Raw genomic sequence first — 19,225 nt, 5'->3', positions numbered from 1 at the left:
CGGCAGACACGCAGCATTCAACCCATGTCAGCGGGTGCACCGGACGTGAATCCCGCGCCCGGCCCGGCGCCCCGCGGACCGGGCAGGGCCACCGGATTCCTCTTCCTGCTGGGCACCCTTGGCTGCGTGGCTGCCCTCGCCGCCACCTACTACTTCTTCGTGCGCACCACCACCGGCCAGTTCATCGACGAATCCGCGCTGGTGGAGGCCGTGGAAATCCACGGCGCGGCCGGGAAGGCGAGCAACAAACTCCTGGACTGGCTGCCCGCGCTTTCGGCGCTGATCGCGTCCGTGGTGGTCATCTTCGTGACCGTGGCACGCCGCCGCTGGGCGGCCGCGGGCATCGCCATCGCCGCCGCTGCGGGCGCCAACGTCGCCACCCAGGTCCTGAAGGACCTGGTCCCGGTGCGGCCGTTCCGCGGGATCGAAACACTGGAATTCAATTCCCTTCCGTCCGGACACACCACCCTGGCCGCCTCAGCCGCGGCCGCGGTGTTCCTGATGGTCTCGCCGCGCTGGCGGCCGCTGGCCGGCTTCCTGGGCGGCAGCTTCGCCGTCGCCACCGGGGTCTCCACGCTCATCAACCAGTGGCACCGGCCCGCCGACGTGGTGGCCGCTTTCCTGGTGGTCGGGGTGTTCATGCTGCCGGCTGGCTGGCTGATCATGCGCAAGGGTCCCAGGTGGAACGTGTGGGACGGCTACAACGGTCACTGGGCCTCCGCCCGGCTGTGGGTTGCCGTCCCGGTGCTGGCGGGGCTCACCTCCGCAGCGGTGGCCACGTACTCGCTGCTGAAGATCGCCCCGGGACCGGGGCAGGAGGGCAGCACAACGAACTACTTCTGGGCCGGCACCTCGCTGATCGTCATCACCGGCTACCTCGCCACGGTCGCCGGTGTGTGGCTGTTTGGCCACGCCGCACGACGCCGACGCGCGGCCTCCGGCGCCTGAGCGCCCGCCCCACGCCGGGGGCCGTACCGGCCGGCAGGCCCGGTGCTGCCGCCGTCGTTCCCTTTACAACCGTCCGGGGCAGGCCCAGAATGATCACCTCCGGAGTCTCCACGGGCTCAGCAGCGCCCTGACTCCTTTCGGTTTTGCTTGCCTTCATCCTGCCCAGACCAAGGGGACGCGCCATGAGCTACAGTGATGCATCACCGGCATCCCGGCGGGCCACACGGCTGGCCTCTGTACCCTCCCAACTGCGGATCAACGCCTACCTCACAGGCTCCGTGTACGCCCGGCGCCAGGACGACCCGGGGGTCTGCGACTTCACCTTCGGCAACCCCCACGAGATGCCCGATGAAAGCTACGTGGACGCGCTCCGGGAGGTCATCACCCCGCGCAATGAGAAGTGGTTTGCCTACAAAACCAACGAAACCGCGGCCCGGGCCGCCGCGGCCGACTCGCTGCGGACGCATGTGGGGGTGGACTTCGGAACGGAAGACATCTTCCTTACCACCGGCGGGTTCTCCGCCATCAGCGTGGCCCTGAAAGCCGTCGGCGATCCCGGTGACGAGGTGATCTTCAGCCTGCCGCCGTGGTTCTTCTACGAACCCCTCGCCGTGGAGGCCGGGCTGGTGCCGGTGAAGGTCCCGATCGACGCGGACAGCCTGGACCTGGACCTGGCGGCCATCCGCTCGGCCGTCACGGAGCGCACCCGCGCGGTGATCGTGAACTCCCCGAACAACCCCACCGGACGGATCTATCCGCCGTCCCTCCTGGCGCAGCTGGCTGAGCTGCTGGAGGCCGAGTCGTCCCGCATCGGGCACCGCATCTACCTCGTGTCGGACGAGGCTTACAACCGCATCATCTTCGACGGAGCCCGCTTCCACAGCCCGGCCGAATACTATCCCCACACCCTGCTGGCCTACACCTACGGCAAGACCCATCTGGCCCCGGGGCAGCGGATCGGCTACCTCGCGGTGTCCCCCGCCATGCCGGACAGCGCCGCGTTGCGCGGGGCCATCGCGGCCTTGCAGATGGCCGGCGGCTGGGTCTTTCCGAACGCCGTCATGCAGTACGTCCTGCCGCGGCTTGAGCAGTTTTCAATCGACATCGGCCGGCTCCAGCGCAAGCGGGACGTGTTTGTGGACGCGCTCACCGCGATGGGCTACCGGCTCCGGCCGCCCGAAGGCACGTTCTACCTTTTCGTGCGCACCCCCGGCGGGGGCGACGACGACGCATTCGCCGACGCGCTCGCGGAGGACGGGGTTTTTGTGCTGCCCGGCACGCTGTTCGAGACGCCGGGGTTCTTCCGGATCTCGCTCACCGCGAGCGAGGAAATGATCGAGCGCAGCCTGCCGCTCTTTGCCGCCGCGTTCCGGCGCGCAGGCGGCGCCGGCCCCCTGCCGGCGTCCCCGGCGAGTACCTGACACCTCAGTAGTTGCGGCGGTGTTTGAGCCGCGGAATGGTGATGGCGAAGACGGCGGCCGCGGCGAAGCCGAGCACGCCGGTGGCGCCCACGCCGGCGCCCAGCGACGCCGCGGCCGTGACGCCGGAGAGCAGCACCGGCCCGCCGGTGGCGCCGGCGTCGGCCATGAACCGCCAGATACCCAAGAACTGCCCGCGGCCGTTGTCCGGCGAAAAGTCGGCTCCGAGCGTCATGTTCAGCCCGGAGCTGATGCCGTTGCCGAAACCGATCAGGAGTGCGGCGAGCAGCAGGCCCACGAATCCGGTGCTGAGTGGGATCAGCAGCATGGCCGTGCCCATGATGAGCGTGGAGGGCACCGCCACCCATTGGCGGCCCTTGCGGTCCATCAGCTTTCCGGCAGGGTAGAAGACCAGCATGTCGATGGCCCCGGAGATGCCATAAATCAGCGAGGCCTGGGTGGCGTCCATGCCCAGGTGTTCGGCCCACAGCGGGATGACCACTTGGCGGGACGCGCGCAACGCGCTGAGCAGCAGGACCCCGACGCCGACGCTCAGGAACACACCGGCGTGGGAGGCCGCGACGCTGCGCAGCGTGGGTTGCGGGGCCGGGGTGCCGGCCGTCGGCCCGGCCGCCACAACGAGGTCCGGGATGGTGACGGACAGGCATGCCGCGGCGGCCATTGCCACGACGCCGGCCCAGTAGGCGGCGGTGATGCCGCCGAACTGCATCACCGCGGCGCCGATGAAGGGGCCAATGAAGATGCCGATCCGGTTGACCCCGCCGAGGGTCGAAAGGGCCCGGGCGCGGAGGATGACCGGAACGGCTTCGGTCAGGTATTTCTGCCGGGCCAGGCTGAAGACGCTGGCGGCCATGCCGACCACCACCATCGCCGCGGCCAGCAGCCAGATCCCGGCCGGCACCAGCGGGGAAACAGCGGCGGCGGCGAGGGCGACGGCGCTCGCGGCTGCCGCCCCGACGATCGCCCAGCGCTCGCCGAACTTCAGGGTGATCAGTGACGCCGGCAGGTTAAAGAACCACGAACCGAGTCCAATGAGCGTGACGACCAGGGCCGCGACCGCGACCGAGGCGCCCAGGTCCCGGGCAGACAAGGCCACCACGGGCAGGATCGCGCCTTCGCCGATGCTGAACAGCAGTGCCGGGCCGAAGGCGGGGACGGCGATGCTGCGGAGGCTGAAGTCGGCGGGGCGTGTCGTGGTCATCCCTTCCATCCTAGGTCCGGCTGTGCCCAGCCGGCCGGAGGTTCAGCCGGACGGAGGTTCAGCTGTCGAAGTGGGTGTGGATTTCGCCGCCCGTGACGTTCTTCAGCACATCCGCCGCGACGTCGCGCAGCTTCTGGTTCCGGTTGCTGGAAACCCGGGTAAGGATGGCCATCGCCTCGTCCTGCGAGCAGCGGTTCTGCGCCATCACGACGCCGCAGGCCAGGTCGATGGAGGTGCGGTGTTCCATGGCTGCCTGCAGGTCCTCGGCTCGGGCCTGGGCGGTGCCGATCCGGACGGCCAGGCGCAGCGCCCGGCCGGCGAGGTCCGCGAACCCCGAGGCCTCGGCCACGATTGCCGCGGTGAAGACTCCGGTCGAGGACGCGAAGAAGTTCAGCGCGGCCGCCGAGTCCTCGCCGATTTCCAGGGGTACGCCGAGGGTGCTGCGGCAGCCGTGGGCGGCGAGCTGCTGCTGGTATTCGGGCCAGCGCGGGTCCGTGTCCACATTGGCCAGGAGCACGATGCCCCGGGTCCGCAGCGCCTCGATGCAGGGGCCGTCGCCCAGGCTTTGCTCGATCCGGTCGAGCATGACGGCGTTGCTGCTGCTGCCGGCCACGGTCATGGTTTTCTTCCGCCGCTGCAGCGTCACGCCGCATTCGATGTCCGCCCCGACCGAGTGGCTCAGGGTGGACGCGGAAAATTCCGCGAGGCGGTCGAGGAAGTCCTCGACGTTCTCGGTGCCCACAATGAGGTCCTGCAGCTGGATGGCGGCGTCGTTCCCGGCGTACTTGCTCATGGCCTAAATGTAGCGGCTAAACGTAGCCGTCGACGATCGCGGCGGCAATCTCCCGGTATGCCCGGCGGGTCTCGGGCCGGAGGGAATCGAGCGTGACGAGGTCGCCGTCGGCCACGCCGCGGTCGTGCGGGACGGCGATCAGCTGGCGGCAGATGCCGGAGAGGTGGTCCTCGATGGCGTCCTTGTCCACGCGCGAGGAGACTTCGTCCTTGTCCGTGATGACCACGACGGCGTTCCGTGCAAGGTCCTCGTAGCCGTGGCTGGCGAGCCAGTGCAGGGTGCTACGTGCGCGCTTGGCGCCGCTGACGGCGTAGCCAGCGGCGATGATCAGGTTGTCCGCGGACTGCAGGATCCCGCTCATCGCGTTGTGCGTGACGCCGGTGCCGCAGTCGGTCAGGGCCACGGAGTAGTAGCCGGAGATGAGCTTGCGGATCCGCAGGTACTCCTCCGCGGTGAGCGAATCGGACACCTCCGGATCCTGTTCCCCGGCGATCAGGTGCAGGCGGCCGGCATGGTGCATGTAGCGGGCCAGGGCCGTCAGCGAGTCGATGGATTCGACGTTGCGGAGCAGGTCGCTGATGGTCCGCGGGGCCTGCTGCTGGTAGATCCCCTCGCCGAGGGCGCGCTCCACGAGGTCGCCCGAGTCCGGGTTGGCGTCGATCGCGCAGGGCGGATCGCCGCGGTATTCGGCCAGGGTCAGTCCGACGCCCACCGTGGTGGAGGTCTTGCCGATACCGCCCTTGAGGCTCAGCACGGCGGTGTTGTAGCTGCCCTGGAGCTGGCGGGAAATCCGGCGCGCGAGCTCGTCCTCCTCGCGTTGCCGGGCACTCGGTCCGAGGTTCAGGCTGCCGCCCGTGAGGTTGTAGAGGGCGCCGCGGAAGCCGCCGACCGGACGGGGCTTCTGTTCGCGGACAAAGAGGCCTGGCGAGCTGATGAAGTCCGGCATCGGCGCGTCGGCCAGGGCGGCGGCACGGCTGGCCGAGCGGGTGGCGCGGGTGGGCTGCGGCGGCACGGAGGCGGCTGCGGCGTCGGGGACGGGGACGGCCAACTCTTCCGGCTCCTGCGGCACTGCCGGCGCCGCCGACGTCGGCGGGGCGACGGGCGGCCGCGGCGCCGCCGGGACCTGGCTGATCACCGGAGTGGCTCCGGTAGCAGGGTTTCCAAAGCGTTCATCGGCGGCCTCGGCGGCCTGGGCCCAGGAGCTGCTGCGCGGCGGGGCCGGACGGGCAGGGGCTTCCGAGGGCTCCGCGGGGATGCTGCGGGGGTTGACGACCGGCATGGTTCCTGTCCGGACAGCTGGATTCTCACCATCGGCACGACGCAGGTCGCGGCGACGGCGAAGTTCAGGCTGTCCTGAGTTTTCAGCAGTGGCAGCTGAGTTGTCTTCCACCGATTCGGGCATCTTTTGGTTTCTCCCCCAGGACTCACAGCGGAGCACGCTGCGGCGCTTGTTGTGACTTCTTTCAAAGAGCCAGTCTAGGCGCAGTCGCCAGCACGCTTAGCTTCGGCCGGATCCGTGGCCCGTCTTGGGGCCCGCCTCAGTGGTGGGCGCGGGTCTCCTGCAGACGCCGGATGAACCACCGGGACTGCTCCGGTCCGTACGGAAGGATCGGTACGGCTTTGGTGGCGTCGTTCGGCGTCTCGCGGGTGGCCTGGGTGGCCTGCCGCACGGCGGTGCTCATGGTGTTGGCCATGGTTTTGACGAACTGGTCGCTGCACGGTTCGCCGTGGCCCGGGATCAGGAATTCGTAGCGGTGCCGCAACGCGGACAGGTGCCGCAGGGCATCGGCCCACTCCTCCGGGAAGGAATCCTCGAAGGACGGGTGTGCGCCCTGTTCCACCAGGTCACCGGCGAACAGCGTGGTGCCCGTCCCCACGAGCAGGTCGCCGTCGGTGTGCCCGCGTCCCAGGTAGAACAGTGTTGCCGTCTGGCCGCCCAAGTCCACCAGGACGGGCTGGTCCTTGACGATCGCGTTCGGCACCACCAGCTCCACCGAGCTGCCCTCGCCGGCAGCCATTTCCGGTTCCGCCGCCGCGACGAAGTGCCGCTGGGCGTCGCCGTTCTCTTCGATGTCCGCCGCGCAGTTTTCGTGCCCCCAGAACTCGGTCACGCCGTCGTCAGCGAAAATGGCGTTGCCGAAGAAGTGGTCGTAGTGGGCATGCGTGTTGACGACCACCAGCGGCAGCTGCGTCTTTTCGCGCACGGCATCGAGGATCTCCCGGCCCTGCCGGGGCCCGCCGCCGGTGTCGATCACCATGGCTCGTTCGGTGCCCACAACCAGGCCGGTGTTGAGCAGGGATCCTTGGGTGGTCAGTACGTAGTTGTCCTGACCGACCTCGAGCCATCGTGACATGAAATCTCCGTATTCCGGCGGTGCGCCGGCATGGTTGGTGCGATGTTCTGGCCTCGATTCTACCCGCGGGGCAAACGGAAAGCCCGGAAGCGGCACCCGTCCGCGTCCGGCAACTTGCCCCCTGGGATCCAGCTGTCTAGGCCGGCAGGATGCCCGAGCGGCTGAGGAGCGCCCGTGTTTTCGGATGCTGCGGCGCGGTAAAAATCCGGCTGGGCGGCCCCTCTTCCACGATGACTCCCTGATCCATGACAACGATCCGGTCTGCTATGTCCCGGGCGAACTGCATCTCGTGGGTGACGATCACCATGGTTGTGCCCTGCTGGGCGATTTTCTTGATCACGGACAGAACCTCGCCCACCAGCTCCGGATCCAGGGCGGAGGTCGGCTCGTCGAACAGCATGACGCTCGGCTCCATGGCCAGGGCCCGGGCAATGGCCACCCGCTGCTTCTGGCCTCCGGAGAGCTTGCTGGGGTAGTTGTCCATCTTGTCGCCCAGGCCCACCATTTCGAGGTTGGGGACAGCCACTTTCCTCGCTTCCGCCGCTGAAAGCTTCTTGACGTCGCGTAACGGCGCCATGACATTCCCCAGCGCCGTCTTGTTCAGGAACAGGTTGAAGTGCTGGAATACGAAGCCGATGTCCGTTCGCTTCTGCGCGGTGATGGACGCCTTCTCGGCGATGAGTTCGCCACCGCGCTCCTCGTAGCCGATCAGGTGGCCGTTGACGTAGATGCGTCCCGCGTCGATGGTTTCAAGCTTGTTGATGCAGCGCAGCAGGGTGCTTTTGCCGGATCCGCTGGAGCCCAATATGGCGATGGTTTCGCCGCGGTGCACCACGAGGTCCACGCCTTTGAGGACTTCCACCCGTTTCTGCACGTGCGGTTTGCCGGAAAGCCTTCTCCACAAGGTCGGTTTCGTCTCGGAAACGAACGTCTTGTGGACGTCGCGGACGTCGATGATGGTCTCGTCAGCCATTGGCCCGTGCCTTTCGTTCAAGCACCACCACGACGCGTGAGAGTGGGAGGCTGATGATCAGATAAAGAAGGGCCGCGGCGGTATAGATGGCCGTGGTCTGGAATGTCTGGCTGTTGAGGATGTTGGCGGTCTTCAGGATCTCCGTCACGGCGATCACCGACGTCAGTGCGGTGTCCTTGATCATCGCTATGAAGTAGTTGCCAATCGGCCCCATGGAGACCACGAAGGACTGCGGAATAACCACCTTCCACAGCGTCTTGGAGGGCGTGTAGCCCAGGGACAGCGCGGCTTCGGTCTGGCCATGCTCCACGGAGAGGATCGCGGAGCGGAAGACCTCGGACAGGTAGGCCGCGTAGTTGAGGCCCAGGCCCAGGATGCCGGCCGGGACAGGTTCGATGCTCACGCCGATGCTGGGAAGGACGAAGAAGATGTAGACAAGCTGCACCAGCAGCGGAGTCCCCCGGATCACTTCCAGGTACACCGTGGCGATGCCGCGGAGGATTTTGATCGAGGAGATCCGGGCCAGGGCAATCAGGAGGCCCAGCACGAGGGCCAGCGCCATGGCGCCAAGCGCCAGTTGCACGACGACGGGAACGGCCTGCAGGAGTGCCGGGAACACGGCCATGGTGTTGGTAATAAAGTCCACTGAAAATCCCTAGGTTAGGGTCGGGCGGGGCCGGCGTGCTCCGCGGTTGCGGATCGCACGCCCGCCGGCCCCGCATGAAGCTGGAACTTATTTGACGGCGTTGGCTTCGGTCAGCCCGTATTTCTTGAGGATCTCCAGGTACTTGGGGGTCTTCTTGAGGTCAGCCAKCCCGGAGTTCAGGTCCTGCAGCAGCTGCGAATCCTCTTTGCGGACGCCGGCCCCGATGATGCCCGGGTAGAACGGCTTATAGGGTGAGACGAGCTTCAGCTTGGGGTTCGGCTTCTGGACCAGGCTGTAGCCGATCACGGCGCTGTCGGTGAAGACCGCATCAACCTGCTTATTTTCCACGGCCGCAAGCAGTGAAGCCTGCGAGTCGAACAGCTTGACCTGGCTGCCGCCAAGGCTGTCAACGAGGTCCTTGAACACGGTGCCCGTCTGGGCGCCAAGAACCTTGCCCTTCACGTCGTCGCGTGAGGCCAGCGTTGAGTCTGCCGGGACCACCATCGCTTCACCTTCTGTGTACCAGGGGTCGGTGAAGTTGATCTGCTTCTTGCGGTCGTCGGTGATATACATGGCGTCCACGATCACGTCGGCTTTTTTGGCGTTGAGTGCGGCGATCAGGGTCGCGTATTCGGAGGTGAAGACTTTGATCTTCCAGCCCTTGGCCTGGGCGATGGCGTTGATCATTTCCCCGTCAATGCCCTTGAGCTCGCCGGAGGCTTGGTCTGTGAAGGAGAAGGGGGCGTCGTTGGACGTGGCGATGGTGATGGTCTTCTGCTCACCGCCGCCGCTGGCCCCGCCCCCGCCGCCTCCGGAGCCACAGGCGGTCATGGCGAGGGCCACAGCAACGCCCATGGGCACCAATGCAGCGAAACGCTTGCGGAGGATTTTTGTATTCATCATGAGGCGCCTTTTGCTAGTGATGGATTTCTACCGGTTGAAGCGGTCGAGCCGCAGAGTGGCAGTGGCCTTATGGGCTGCCATTCCCTCGGTGTCGGAGATCGTGGTGACGTAGTTGGCCAGCCGCGGGGTTGCACTTTTTTCGACCCGCTGGAAGGTAAGGGGTTTGAGGAACCGGGACACGGAGAGCCCGGCGGAGGACCGGGCGCCGCCTCCGGTCGGAAGCACATGGTTCGTGCCGGAGGAGCCCTTGTCCGAGTAGGCCACCGTGGACCACGGGCCCAGGAAGATGGAGCCGTAGTTCTGCAGGTTCTGGTGGTAGTAGACGTCGTCCGAGGTCTGGATTTCCAGATGTTCCGGTGCCAGCAGGTCCATGATCCGCACTGCCGTTTCCCGGTCCTCGGCCACATACACGGTGCCGTAGTCCCGCCAGGCCGGCCCTGCAATGTCCCGTGTGGCCAGCGTCCGCAGCTGCTTGCTGATGTGCCTGATGACCTCTTCTCCCAGCTCGTGGGAGGTGGTTACGAGGGAAGCCGGCGACTGCGGGCCGTGTTCGGCCTGGCCGAGGAGATCAGCGGCCACGAGCTCCGCATCGGCAGATTCGTCGGCGATCACGGCGACCTCGGACGGACCCGCCAGCAGGTCGATGCCGACACGTCCGAACAGCTGCCGCTTGGCCTCGGTCACGTACGCGTTGCCGGCGCCGACCAGAATGTCGACCGGTTGCTCCCCCAGGAGCCCAAAGGCCATGGCGGCCAGGGCCTGCACCCCGCCGAGGGCAAACGCCCTGTCCACGCCGGCCAGGTACGCGGCGTACAGCACTGCGGGGTTGCCCCCGCCCTGGGCGGTTGGCGGCGTGCAGGCCAGGACGTTGGGAACGCCGGCGGCCTTGGCGACCCCCACCGTCATGAAGGCGCTGGCAAGGATCGGAAACCGTCCTGCCGGGAGGTAGGCGCCGACGCGCGCCACCGGCACGTACTTTTGTCCGGTAAAGACTCCCGGGATGAGCTCGACTTCAAAATCGGTGAGGTGTTCGCGTTGCTCTACCGCGAACAGCCTGGTCCGTTCGGCGCTGGCCAGCAGGGCCTCCCGAAGCTCCGGGGAGAGCGACTCACCGGTCTTTGCCAGCTCGTTTTGGCTGATCTCCAGGTTCGTGCCCTGCCACCCGTCCAGGTCCCGGGCGTACTCGGTGACCGCGTCCATTCCGCGGGCCTCGATCTCGCCGAGCATCGCGGATACCGTTGCCACCACTTCGGGAAGCCTTTGCGCTGGCACGTCCTCGATGGCGGGCGCCTTGAGGGTGGTGAAGTTTCCCGGAATGTGAGCCTTGTCACGCTGGGTGATGTGCATGGCCTAAAGCTACTGACGCGTGTGCCATCGCACAACGGGACCCAAACATGTGCCTCATACAGGGTGGCCCTATGCTTAAGCCAGCTGATTTTGCCCGCGCCACCCGAGCGGTCCACCCCGCACCATTGTCCGCAAACCTGCCGAATGTCTTACTGAGAGCCAGGGTTAGCCATGACACTCGCGCAACTCCGGGCCTTCTTAGCGGCCTACGAACTCGGTTCCTTCACCGCTGCGGCACGAAAGCTGGAAACAAGCCAGGCCTCCGTCTCCGAACTCATCAGCCGGCTCGAACATGAGCTGCAGCACAGCCTGTTCACCCGCGGCGGCCGGCGGCTCATTCCTACCACAGCGGCTGTGGAACTGCGGGTCCACGCACTGCAATCGGTCACCTCGTTCGACAACGGAGTCGAGGCGCTGAGGTCCATGTCGGCGCTGGAGGGAGGCGTCTGCACTTTTGGAGTGCTGCGGTACGGAGCCCACTACGACCTCGCCGACCTGGTGCAGCGCTTCCACCGCCGGTACCCCAAGGTCAGGGTGCGCCTCGTCGGGTTGAACTCGGTGACCGTGGCCGAGTCCGTGGCGTCGGGAGAAATAGAGGCCGGGCTGATCGTGCTGCCGGTGGCGGAAACGGGCCTTCAGGTTCGGCCGCTCTTCCGGGACGAAGTCTTCTTCGTGTCGGCCACCCGGCATCCTTCACGCGGCCCGGTCACCATTGAGGAGCTCGCTGAGTCGAAACTGGTCCTCTATGACGCCTTCGCCGGCTGGCGTGACCCCACCCGCCGGCAGATTCTGGAACGCGCCCATCTCAAGGGGCTGAAAATCGATCCGGCCATCGAGGTGGAACATGTCGACACCGCCCTGGGCCTGGTCGCCGCAGGGGCGGCTGACTCTTTTGTCCCCCAGGCGATTGTCAGAGGACCCGGTTTTCCGAAAAACGTCCATGCCGTCCCTTTCGCCGAGCCCTTGTTCGACACGATCGCCCTCATCCAGCGGGAGGGCGCCTACTTGTCGCCGGCGACCCGGAAGATGGCCCAGATGGCAGCGCGGACGTTGCTGTCCAAAGTGCCGCCGGGCCAGGTCCCGGGCCGCGGCACCGTGCACTAGCCGGCAGTCTCAGAGATCGGCCAGCACGGCCCCCGGGTTCTCGATCGCATCGGCGACGTAGCGCAGGAAACCGCCGGCGGTTCCGCCGTCGCACACGCGGTGGTCGAAGGTGAGCGTCAGCTCGGTGACCTTGCGGACGGCAAGCTCCCCGTTGACCACCCACGGCTTGTCGATGATGCGTCCGACGCCGAGGATGCCCACCTCGGGGTGGTTGATGATTGCCGCGGAACCGTCCACGCCGAAGACGCCGTAGTTGTTCAGCGTGAAAGTGCCGCTGCCCAGCTCCGCCGGCGTGGCTTTACCGTCGCGGACGACGGCGGTGAGCCGCCGGATCTCCGCATCCAGTTCCCGGGCGCTGAGTTTGTCCGCGTTCCGCACGGAGGGGACCATCAGACCCCGGTCCGTCTGCGCCGCAAACCCCAGGTTGACGCCGTCGAAGGCCACGATTTCCTGGCTGGCCCCGCCCGTGGTGTCCTCGGTGGTGACGATCCGGGTGTTCAGCTCCGGGAACTTCTTGAGCCCGGCGGTGACGAACCGGGCAATGAACGCCAGCAGCCCCGGGGCGTGGTGCGGATCCGTCTTCTTCAACGCGGCACGAAGCTCCACGAGCGCCGTGGCGTCCACGTCCACCCACACGGTGGCTTCGGGAATCTCGGAACGGCTGCGGCTCATGTTCGCGGCCACGGCCTTGCGCACGCCCCGGACCGGGGTGCGCCCGGAAATGCCCAGCCCGGTCCGCGCATCGGTGCCACCGGCGGCGGGCAGCGCCGTTTCCGCCGGCTGCGCCGCGGGTCGCCCAGCTGCCGGAGCCGGCTTGATCAGGGCCTCGACGTCGCGGCGCATGATCAGCCCGCTCGTCCCGGAACCCTGCAGCTCCCCTAAATCAACCCCATGGTCCCGCGCCATCCGCCGGACCAGCGGAGAAATGACGGCCCCCAGCTTCCCCGGAACCCGCGTCCGCATCAGCAAGAGATCGTCCGCAGCCTTCTCCGCCGCAGACACCTGAGCCACAGGCTCGGCCAATACGGCCCGCTTAGGTGCCCGCGTCCGCCGAGCAACCCCGTGCCCGCCCGGAGTCCCATACCCAATCAGCACATTCCCGGACCCGGCTTTCTCCTCCTCGCGGTAGCGAAGGGGCGGGGGCGGCATTGCCTGTGGCGGCGCCACTGGCGGCATCATCCGCGCCGGCCTCCCGGGCACCCGTACCGGGGGCCCCACCGCCGGACACGGAGACACCAACAGGAGTCACAGAAATCAGCGGCTTGCCGACGTCGAGCGTCTGGCCGGGCTCGCCGTGCAGCACGGCGACGGTGCCGGCGTACGGCGAGGGGACCTCGACCATGGACTTGGCCGTCTCCACCTCGGCGATCGGCTGGTCGACGCGGATCTCGTCACCCACGGCTACGAGCCAGCTGACGAGCTCGGCTTCGGTGAGGCCTTCGCCGAGGTCCGGCAGGAGGAATACTTTCGGTTCGGTCATGGTCAGTCTTCCCACTGGAGGTCGTCAACGGCGTCGAGGATGCGGTCCACGCCGGGCAGGTAGTAGTGCTCGAGTTTCGGCGCCGGGTACGGCACGTCGAAGCCGGTGACGCGGCGGATCGGCGCGGCCAGGTGGTGGAAGCAGCGTTCCTGGACCCGGGCCACGATCTCGGAAGCCACGGAGGCGAAGCCGTGGGCTTCGGCGATGACAACGGCGCGGCCGGTTTTGCGGACCGAGGCGCAGACGGTCTCGTCGTCGAACGGCACGATCGAGCGGACGTCGATCACCTCAAGTGAGCGGCCCTCCTCGGCGGCGGCGGCCGCGGCGGCGAGCGCCGTCGGGACGGACGGGCCGTAGGCGATCAGTGTGGCGTCGGTGCCGGGACGGGCGACGGCGGCGCGGCCCTCGGAGGAGGTCCCGCGTTCGGCGTTCGCGGCGTGCTCGGCCCGCAGCGCGTCCAGGTCCACCTGGTCCTTGGACCAATACAGCTTCTTGGGCTCCATGAACATCACCGGGTCGTCCGAGTCGATGGCTTCGCGGAGCATCCGGTAGCCGTCGGCCACGGTGGCCGGGGTGAAGACCTTGAGGCCAGCGGTGTGGGCGTAGTAGGCCTCGGAGGAGTCGCAGTGGTGCTCCACTCCCCCGATGCCGCCGGCGTACGGGACGCGGATGACGATCGGCAGCTTCACGGTGCCTTTGGTGCGGTTGTGCATCTTGGCGACGTGGCTGACGATCTGTTCGAACGCCGGGTAGGCGAAGGCGTCGAACTGCATCTCGATGACCGGGCGCATGCCGTTCATGGCCATGCCCACGGCCATGCCGACAATGCCGGATTCGGCCAGCGGGGTGTCGAAGCAGCGGCTCTGCCCGAAGGTCTTGGTGAGCCCGTCGGTGATGCGGAAGACGCCGCCGAGCATGCCGACGTCCTCGCCGAAGACCAGGACCGAGGCATCGGCGTGCATGGCGTCGGCCATGGCGGTGTTCAGCGCCTTGGCCAGGGTGATGGTCTGCGGGCCGGTCTTTTCGGCTTCTACGGCGGCCTTGGCTGCGGCCCGGGCCGTGGCGGAACTGACGTTGTTGTTCGCCTCGGAGGAGGTGGTGACGGTGGGGCTCATTGTGCGGACTCCTCGGAAGTCGTGGCGGAGGCGGCGTCGCGTGCCAGTTCGTCGGCGAGCATGGCGGACTGTTCCTTCAGCTGCGGGGTCGGGGCGGAGAAGACGTACTTGAAGAGGTCCTGGGGATCTACGGGGACATCCTCGCCCAGGCCCTCGCGCAGCTGCGCGGCTACGGTTTCGGCCTTTTCCGCGATCCGGGCGGCGCCGTCGTCGTCGAGCAGTCCGCGCTCCGTCAGGTAGGTTTTCATCCGGCTCAGCGGATCCTTGGCGACCCATTCGGCCACTTCGCTGTCCTGACGGTAACGGGTGGCGTCGTCGGCGTTGGTGTGGGCCTGCATCCGGTAGGTGTGCGCTTCCACCAGGAGCGGGCCGGAACCGTCGCGGGCCAGTTTCACGGCCCGGCCGAGTACGGCCAGGAGCGCAACAATGTCGTTGCCGTCCACGCGTTCGCCGGCCATGCCATAGCCGACGGCCTTGTGCGCGAGCGACGGCGCGACCGACTGGTGCGCGAGCGGCACGGAGATGGCGTACTGGTTGTTCTGGACGAAGAAGACCACCGGGAGGTGGAACACGGCGGCAAAGTTCAGTGCCTCGTGGAAGTCGCCCTCGCTGGTGGCGCCGTCGCCGCACATGGCCAGGACAACGGTGTCCTCGCCGCGGAGTTTGGCCGCGTGGGCGACGCCGACGGCGTGGAGCAGTTGGGTGGTCAGCGGCGTGCACTGGATGCCGACCTTGTGCTTGGCGGGGTCGTAGCCGCCGTGCCAGTCGCCACGGAACAGCGTCATGGTCTGGACCGGGTCCACGCCGCGGGCCATCACGGCCACCGAGTCGCGGTAGGTGGGGAACATCCAGTCCCCGTCGGAGAGGCAGAGCGCCGCCGCGACCTGGCAGGCCTCCTGGCCGTGGCTGGAGGGGTAGACGGCCATCCGGCCCTGGCGGACCAGCGCGGAGTTTTGGTCGTTGACGCGGCGGCCGACGACTAGCTGCTCGTAGGCGGCCATCAGTTCCGCGTCCCCCGGGAGGCCGTATTCGTGGCCGGGCTGGGCGCCCTGCTCCGTGTGCGCGTTCGGCGCGCCGTCGGGTCCCACGATCTGGATCGGGTGCCGGGCGGGAAGCATGTAGTCCTCGACCGTGATGCCGAACTTGCGCACGGCCTCGCTGGCGGGATTTTCCGTCGCGGCGGAGGCCGCTTGCCCGGGGGCCGGCTGCTGCGCGGCCACAGGCTGCTGCGCAGGGTGGTCTGCGGAGATCGTCATTGGTCCGTCTTTCTGTAGCCACTATTCGCTCCCAGTATGGTCCCGGGGACCGTTTCGTATCCACCCCCGGGCGGAATCATGGAGAAGTCCCGGATTTTGCCCTAACCTGAAAGACAAAACGTAAATGTGAGCTGGATTACCGGCGGAGGTTGTGGACAAATGGCAGAGGCGGAAGCGGACCAGGCGGTACCGCTCGACGACGTGGACCGGAACATCATCGCCGAACTGACCCGTGACGGCCGGATGTCTGTGACCCAGGTGGCCGAGAATGTCCACATTTCCCGCGCCCACGCGTACACCCGGATTGCCCGGCTGACCGGCGAGGGGGTCCTTACCAAGTTCACGGCGCTCGTGGATCCGATCAAGGCCGGGCTGAAGTCATCCGCCTACGTGACGCTGAAGGTGCGCCAGCATTCCTGGCGGGAGCTTCGGGAACTGCTCCGCGCGATTCCCGAGGTGCACCACATCGCCCTGGTGGGCGGTGACTTCGACGTCATTCTGCTGGTCCGCGCCGTGGACAACGTGGACCTGCGCCGGGTGATCTTCGACCAGCTGCAGTCCATGCCCGGGGTCCTGGACACGCAGACGTTCCTGGTGTTCGAGGACCTGGATACCCGCTAGCCGCCCCGAGCCGCAGGGCTCCGGTCAGTTCACGAAACCCTTGAGCCAGATCTTGAGTTCTTCGCCGAACTCAACGCGCTCGCAGGCGATGGTGATGACGGCCTTCAGGTAGCTGAGCTTGTCTCCGGTGTCATAGCGCCGGCCCTTGAAGACCACGCCGTAGACGCCGGAACCTTCGCCCTCACCGACGGCCAGGGACTGCAGCGCATCCGTCAGCTGGATCTCGCCGCCGCGCCCCGGCGGGGTATCCTCCAGGACGCCGAAAACAGACGGGTGCAGCACGTAGCGGCCGATCACGGCAAGGTTCGAGGGCGCCTCGCCGGCGGCCGGCTTCTCAACCAGGCTGTTCACCCGGACGAACTCCTCGCCCTCGATGGCCGTAATGTCCGCGCATCCGTAAGCGCTGATCTGCGAAGGATCCACCTCGATCAGGGCAATCACCGATCCACCCGTCTTCTGCTGCACCTCCATCATGGTGGTGAGCAGGTCCTCGGCTTCATCTATCAGGTCATCGCCCAAGAGGACGGCAAACGGCTCGTCGCCCACATGCTGGCTGGCGCACAGCACAGCGTGCCCCAGGCCCTTGGCCTCTCCCTGCCGGACGTAGTGGATGGGTCCGAGGGCGGAGGCCTCGTGAACCGCGGCCAGGCGCTCCGTGTCGCCCTTGAGCTCCAGCGTCCGCTCGAGCCCGGGCGCCCGGTCAAAGTGGTCCTCCAACGCGCGCTTCTGCCGCCCCGTAATCATCAGCAGGTCCGTGAGCCCGGCCCTGACAGCCTCTTCGACCACGTACTGGATGGCCGGCTGGTCCACCACAGGCAGCATTTCCTTAGGCATCGCCTTCGTTGCCGGCAGGAAGCGGGTGCCCAGTCCAGCGGCAGGAATGACAGCCTTAGTTACAGATTTCCCCAAAGTCATAACCGAACATTACAAGCGCGTTCCGGAAATGAGAATGCTTCGTAGCAAAGACGAGTACTAGCGCAGCCAGGGCTTGGTAAGGCGCAGGAGCGGCTATCTGCCCTTGAAAACCGGGGCGCGCTTCTCCTGGAAGGCCAGGAAACCCTCGGCGTAGTCCTCGCTCTTGCAGAGGCGGGCCTGCTCGGCGTTCTCCTCCTCCATAGCCTCCCAGAGGCCAAGGCGCTGGTCGCGGATATGTGCCACCAGTTCCTTGCTGGCGTTGAACGCTCCGGTGGCGCCGGCGGCCACCCTGGCGACGATGGCCCGGGTGTTCTCCAGCAGCTCCTCCGCTGGCATGGCGCGGCTGAACAGTCCCTGCGCCACCGCCTCGGCGCCGCTCATGAGCTCCGCGGTGTAGATCAAATCGAGGGTGCGGTGCATCCCAAGCCGTTCGGTGAAGTACCAGTGCCCGCCGGAGTCCAGCGTGGCGCCGAGCTTGGCGAAAGGGGAACCGAACTTGGCCGTGTCCGCGACGTAGACCACGTCCGTGGCCAGCAGCAGCCCGAGCCCCACCCCCAGGCAGGCGCCCTGCGCTGCGGCGAAGGTGGGTGCCGGGAAGGAGCTCATCTTCTTTAGCAGCGGCTGGACGAGTCCGCCCAGGTAGGCCTGGGCGTCGTCGCTCTCCGGAGTCACGCCGGCGATGTCCCTGCCCGCGCAGAAGGCACGGCCCTCGCCGCACAGCAGCAGTGCCCGCACCTCCCCGCGCGCGGCGGCGTCGGCGGCGTCGTCGTACGCCTGTGCCAAATCCTGCAGCGCCTGCTCGTCCAGCGAGTTCAGCTTCTGCGGCGCGTCCAGGACAACCTCGGCGATGCCGTCGGCGATGGTCAGGGAAATCATGCGGCTCCTTGGATGGGTGAAGGCTTAGACGTCGAAGTCGACGGTGACTTCGGCGGTGGTGGGATGGGACTGGCAGGTCAGCACGTAGCCCTTGTCCAGTTCGTCCTGCTCCAGCGCGTAGTTCTCGTCCATCGTGACCGAGCCGCTGACCACCTTGGCGCGGCAGGTGCCGCAGACGCCGCCGGCGCACGCGAAGGGGACGTCCGGCCGGACCCGCAGGGCCGCGTTGAGGATCGATTCGCGGGCGTGTGTGGGGCTGGCGACCTCGCCCTGCAGTCCGTCGAGCTTGAAGGTGATCTTGTACGTCTCTTTGGACTCGTCCGCGATCACCGGCCGGCCGATGTTGCCCTCGGGGCGGTCCGGTTTGCCGGAGCTGAACAGCTCGAAGCGGACGTGTTCCGGCTCCACGCCCCGGGCCGCAAGGGTGTCGCGGCACAGCTGGACGAGCTCGAACGGTCCGCAGAGGAACCATTCGTCGACGTCGTCGGCGTGGATCGCGGTGCCCAGCAGCGCCTGGAGCTTTTCGGCGTCGATCCGGCCGCTGAGCAGCGGCGCGATCCGCTGTTCGCGCGAGAGCACATGGTGCAGCGCCAGGCGCGACGGGTACTTGTCCTTGAGGTCCGCGAGTTCCTCAAGGAACATCACGTCCATGGCGGCCTTGTTGGCGTAGATCAAGTCGAAGCGGGTATCCGGGTGGGCAGCGAGCAGCGTCCGGGCGATCGCGATCACGGGAGTGATGCCGGATCCGGCGGCGATCGCGACAAACGATCCGGGCTCCCCCGCCAGCTCTTCCGGATGGTTCATGGAGTTCATGACGTTCTGTTCCACGGGCTTGCCGTCGCGGCCGTGCTTGGACACAAAGGCGCCCATCGGGCTCATCACGTCCAGGACGTCGCCGGCCTTGAGCTCGGAGTTGGCCCAGGTGGAGAAAAGGCCGCCGAGGTCCTTCTTGATGGCCACACGGATTTCGCTGCCGCCGTCCGCGAAGCTGCGCGGCTCCGCGCAGATCGAGTAGCTGCGGCGGATTTCCTTCGGCTCGCCGGACTCGTCCGGAAGGGTGGTTCGCAGGGCGACGTACTGGCCCGGGAGGTAATCGAACTGGCCGGCGAGTTCAGCCGGAACGCCGAAGGTCACCTCGATGGCGTCATCGGTGAGCCGGCGGACTTCGTCCACCGTCAGGGCGTGGAAGGACGCACGACGGCGGCCGGTGGCTGCGGCCGACTCGGCGGCGGTCTGGCGGACAACAGTCATGGA

General features: G+C 67.2%; 17 protein-coding genes and 1 pseudogene. 4 read left to right on the top strand and 14 right to left on the bottom strand.

All coding sequences use genetic code 11. The annotated features are described in order from the left end of the window. The first annotated feature begins 24 nt into the window (after positions 1-24). Together AC1DGE_RS05180 and AC1DGE_RS05175 are read left to right on the top strand one after the other, a co-directional pair. On the top strand, positions 25-948 hold the full coding sequence (locus tag AC1DGE_RS05180; RefSeq protein ID WP_476892039.1) for a phosphatase PAP2 family protein: 924 nt from the start codon (positions 25-27) through the stop codon (positions 946-948). 182 nt (positions 949-1,130) lie between these two features. Next, a complete protein-coding gene (locus tag AC1DGE_RS05175; protein WP_476908410.1) occupies positions 1,131-2,369 on the top strand; it encodes an aminotransferase class I/II-fold pyridoxal phosphate-dependent enzyme in 1,239 nt (412 codons plus the stop codon). Positions 2,370-2,373: 4 nt separating this feature from the next. Here AC1DGE_RS05175 and AC1DGE_RS05170 read toward each other — a convergent pair whose 3' ends face one another. The 8 genes from AC1DGE_RS05170 to hisD form a co-directional block, all read right to left on the bottom strand. Continuing rightward, complete coding sequence (locus AC1DGE_RS05170; protein ID WP_441416895.1) at positions 2,374-3,588, bottom strand: MFS transporter; 1,215 nt, start codon at positions 3,586-3,588, stop codon at positions 2,374-2,376. A 58-nt stretch (positions 3,589-3,646) separates the two neighbouring features. After that, complete coding sequence (locus tag AC1DGE_RS05165) at positions 3,647-4,381, bottom strand: GAF and ANTAR domain-containing protein (protein ID WP_441416894.1); 735 nt, start codon at positions 4,379-4,381, stop codon at positions 3,647-3,649. A gap of 16 nt (positions 4,382-4,397) precedes the next feature. Beyond that, entirely contained in the window at positions 4,398-5,660 is a 1,263-nt protein-coding gene (locus AC1DGE_RS05160; protein WP_476892037.1) for a MinD/ParA family ATP-binding protein, read from the bottom strand. Between the two features lie 259 nt (positions 5,661-5,919). Then, positions 5,920-6,735 (bottom strand): MBL fold metallo-hydrolase, encoded by an 816-nt coding sequence (locus tag AC1DGE_RS05155; RefSeq protein ID WP_441416892.1) that lies wholly within the window; start codon positions 6,733-6,735, stop codon positions 5,920-5,922. Between the two features lie 136 nt (positions 6,736-6,871). Beyond that, on the bottom strand, positions 6,872-7,708 hold the full coding sequence (locus tag AC1DGE_RS05150) for an amino acid ABC transporter ATP-binding protein (protein ID WP_441416891.1): 837 nt from the start codon (positions 7,706-7,708) through the stop codon (positions 6,872-6,874). Further along, positions 7,701-8,354: an amino acid ABC transporter permease gene (locus AC1DGE_RS05145; protein ID WP_476892036.1), complete on the bottom strand. Its 654-nt coding sequence runs from the start codon at positions 8,352-8,354 to the stop codon at positions 7,701-7,703. The genes AC1DGE_RS05150 and AC1DGE_RS05145 overlap by 8 nt, the downstream gene beginning before the upstream one ends. Before the next feature lie 87 nt (positions 8,355-8,441). After that, positions 8,442-9,257, bottom strand: coding sequence for an ABC transporter substrate-binding protein (locus AC1DGE_RS05140; RefSeq protein WP_476917021.1), 816 nt, complete (start codon positions 9,255-9,257; stop codon positions 8,442-8,444). A 27-nt stretch (positions 9,258-9,284) separates the two neighbouring features. Next, positions 9,285-10,604 carry a histidinol dehydrogenase gene (gene hisD, locus AC1DGE_RS05135; RefSeq protein ID WP_441416888.1) on the bottom strand — a complete coding sequence of 440 codons (1,320 nt, stop codon included), beginning with the start codon at positions 10,602-10,604 and terminating at the stop codon, positions 9,285-9,287. 171 nt (positions 10,605-10,775) lie between these two features. Between hisD and AC1DGE_RS05130 the strand changes: the two genes are divergently transcribed. Continuing rightward, entirely contained in the window at positions 10,776-11,708 is a 933-nt protein-coding gene (locus tag AC1DGE_RS05130; RefSeq protein WP_441416887.1) for a LysR family transcriptional regulator, read from the top strand. Positions 11,709-11,717: 9 nt separating this feature from the next. On the opposite strand, the pseudogene AC1DGE_RS05125 reads toward AC1DGE_RS05130, so the two are convergent. The 3 genes and pseudogenes from AC1DGE_RS05125 to pdhA all read right to left on the bottom strand — a co-directional run bounded on the left by AC1DGE_RS05125 (position 11,718) and on the right by pdhA (position 15,559). After that, positions 11,718-13,188, bottom strand: a pseudogene (locus AC1DGE_RS05125) (dihydrolipoamide acetyltransferase family protein). Positions 13,189-13,190: 2 nt separating this feature from the next. Beyond that, complete coding sequence (locus AC1DGE_RS05120) at positions 13,191-14,303, bottom strand: alpha-ketoacid dehydrogenase subunit beta (protein ID WP_476892034.1); 1,113 nt, start codon at positions 14,301-14,303, stop codon at positions 13,191-13,193. Further along, the gene (gene pdhA / locus AC1DGE_RS05115; protein WP_441416884.1) at positions 14,300-15,559 is read right to left on the bottom strand and encodes a pyruvate dehydrogenase (acetyl-transferring) E1 component subunit alpha; all 1,260 of its coding nucleotides are present in this window, start codon (positions 15,557-15,559) and stop codon (positions 14,300-14,302) included. The genes AC1DGE_RS05120 and pdhA overlap by 4 nt, the downstream gene beginning before the upstream one ends. Before the next feature lie 159 nt (positions 15,560-15,718). Here pdhA and AC1DGE_RS05110 point away from each other — a divergent pair, with 159 nt between their 5' ends. Next, complete coding sequence (locus AC1DGE_RS05110) at positions 15,719-16,180, top strand: Lrp/AsnC family transcriptional regulator (RefSeq protein ID WP_441416883.1); 462 nt, start codon at positions 15,719-15,721, stop codon at positions 16,178-16,180. A 24-nt stretch (positions 16,181-16,204) separates the two neighbouring features. Here the strand turns inward: AC1DGE_RS05110 and galU are convergent, their stop codons facing one another. From galU to paaE, 3 genes are all read right to left on the bottom strand, one after another. Then, positions 16,205-17,095: a UTP--glucose-1-phosphate uridylyltransferase GalU gene (gene galU, locus AC1DGE_RS05105; protein ID WP_441416882.1), complete on the bottom strand. Its 891-nt coding sequence runs from the start codon at positions 17,093-17,095 to the stop codon at positions 16,205-16,207. Between the two features lie 93 nt (positions 17,096-17,188). After that, the gene (locus AC1DGE_RS05100) at positions 17,189-17,971 is read right to left on the bottom strand and encodes an enoyl-CoA hydratase/isomerase family protein (RefSeq protein ID WP_476917020.1); all 783 of its coding nucleotides are present in this window, start codon (positions 17,969-17,971) and stop codon (positions 17,189-17,191) included. Between the two features lie 24 nt (positions 17,972-17,995). Beyond that, the gene (gene paaE / locus AC1DGE_RS05095; RefSeq protein WP_476892032.1) at positions 17,996-19,222 is read right to left on the bottom strand and encodes a 1,2-phenylacetyl-CoA epoxidase subunit PaaE; all 1,227 of its coding nucleotides are present in this window, start codon (positions 19,220-19,222) and stop codon (positions 17,996-17,998) included. Positions 19,223-19,225: the final 3 nt, after the last annotated feature.

Source organism: Arthrobacter sp. 05N425 (assembly GCF_056397125.1).
This window is presented reverse-complemented; position numbering and strand designations above follow the sequence as displayed.

Bases quoted from the DNA above. Each gene is read 5' to 3' on its own strand.
- AC1DGE_RS05160 (WP_476892037.1), bottom strand. From the start codon at position 5,660: ATGCCGGTCGTCAACCCCCGCAGCATCCCCGCGGAGCCCTCGGAAGCC.
- AC1DGE_RS05150 (WP_441416891.1), bottom strand. From the start codon at position 7,708: ATGGCTGACGAGACCATCATCGACGTCCGCGACGTCCACAAGACGTTC.
- AC1DGE_RS05165 (WP_441416894.1), bottom strand. From the start codon at position 4,381: ATGAGCAAGTACGCCGGGAACGACGCCGCCATCCAGCTGCAGGACCTC.
- AC1DGE_RS05110 (WP_441416883.1), top strand. From the start codon at position 15,719: ATGGCAGAGGCGGAAGCGGACCAGGCGGTACCGCTCGACGACGTGGAC.
- AC1DGE_RS05175 (WP_476908410.1), top strand. From the start codon at position 1,131: ATGAGCTACAGTGATGCATCACCGGCATCCCGGCGGGCCACACGGCTG.
- galU (WP_441416882.1), bottom strand. From the start codon at position 17,095: ATGACTTTGGGGAAATCTGTAACTAAGGCTGTCATTCCTGCCGCTGGA.
- AC1DGE_RS05170 (WP_441416895.1), bottom strand. From the start codon at position 3,588: ATGACCACGACACGCCCCGCCGACTTCAGCCTCCGCAGCATCGCCGTC.
- pdhA (WP_441416884.1), bottom strand. From the start codon at position 15,559: ATGACGATCTCCGCAGACCACCCTGCGCAGCAGCCTGTGGCCGCGCAG.
- AC1DGE_RS05180 (WP_476892039.1), top strand. From the start codon at position 25: ATGTCAGCGGGTGCACCGGACGTGAATCCCGCGCCCGGCCCGGCGCCC.
- AC1DGE_RS05155 (WP_441416892.1), bottom strand. From the start codon at position 6,735: ATGTCACGATGGCTCGAGGTCGGTCAGGACAACTACGTACTGACCACC.
- paaE (WP_476892032.1), bottom strand. From the start codon at position 19,222: ATGACTGTTGTCCGCCAGACCGCCGCCGAGTCGGCCGCAGCCACCGGC.
- hisD (WP_441416888.1), bottom strand. From the start codon at position 10,604: ATGCACATCACCCAGCGTGACAAGGCTCACATTCCGGGAAACTTCACC.
- AC1DGE_RS05100 (WP_476917020.1), bottom strand. From the start codon at position 17,971: ATGATTTCCCTGACCATCGCCGACGGCATCGCCGAGGTTGTCCTGGAC.
- AC1DGE_RS05120 (WP_476892034.1), bottom strand. From the start codon at position 14,303: ATGAGCCCCACCGTCACCACCTCCTCCGAGGCGAACAACAACGTCAGT.
- AC1DGE_RS05130 (WP_441416887.1), top strand. From the start codon at position 10,776: ATGACACTCGCGCAACTCCGGGCCTTCTTAGCGGCCTACGAACTCGGT.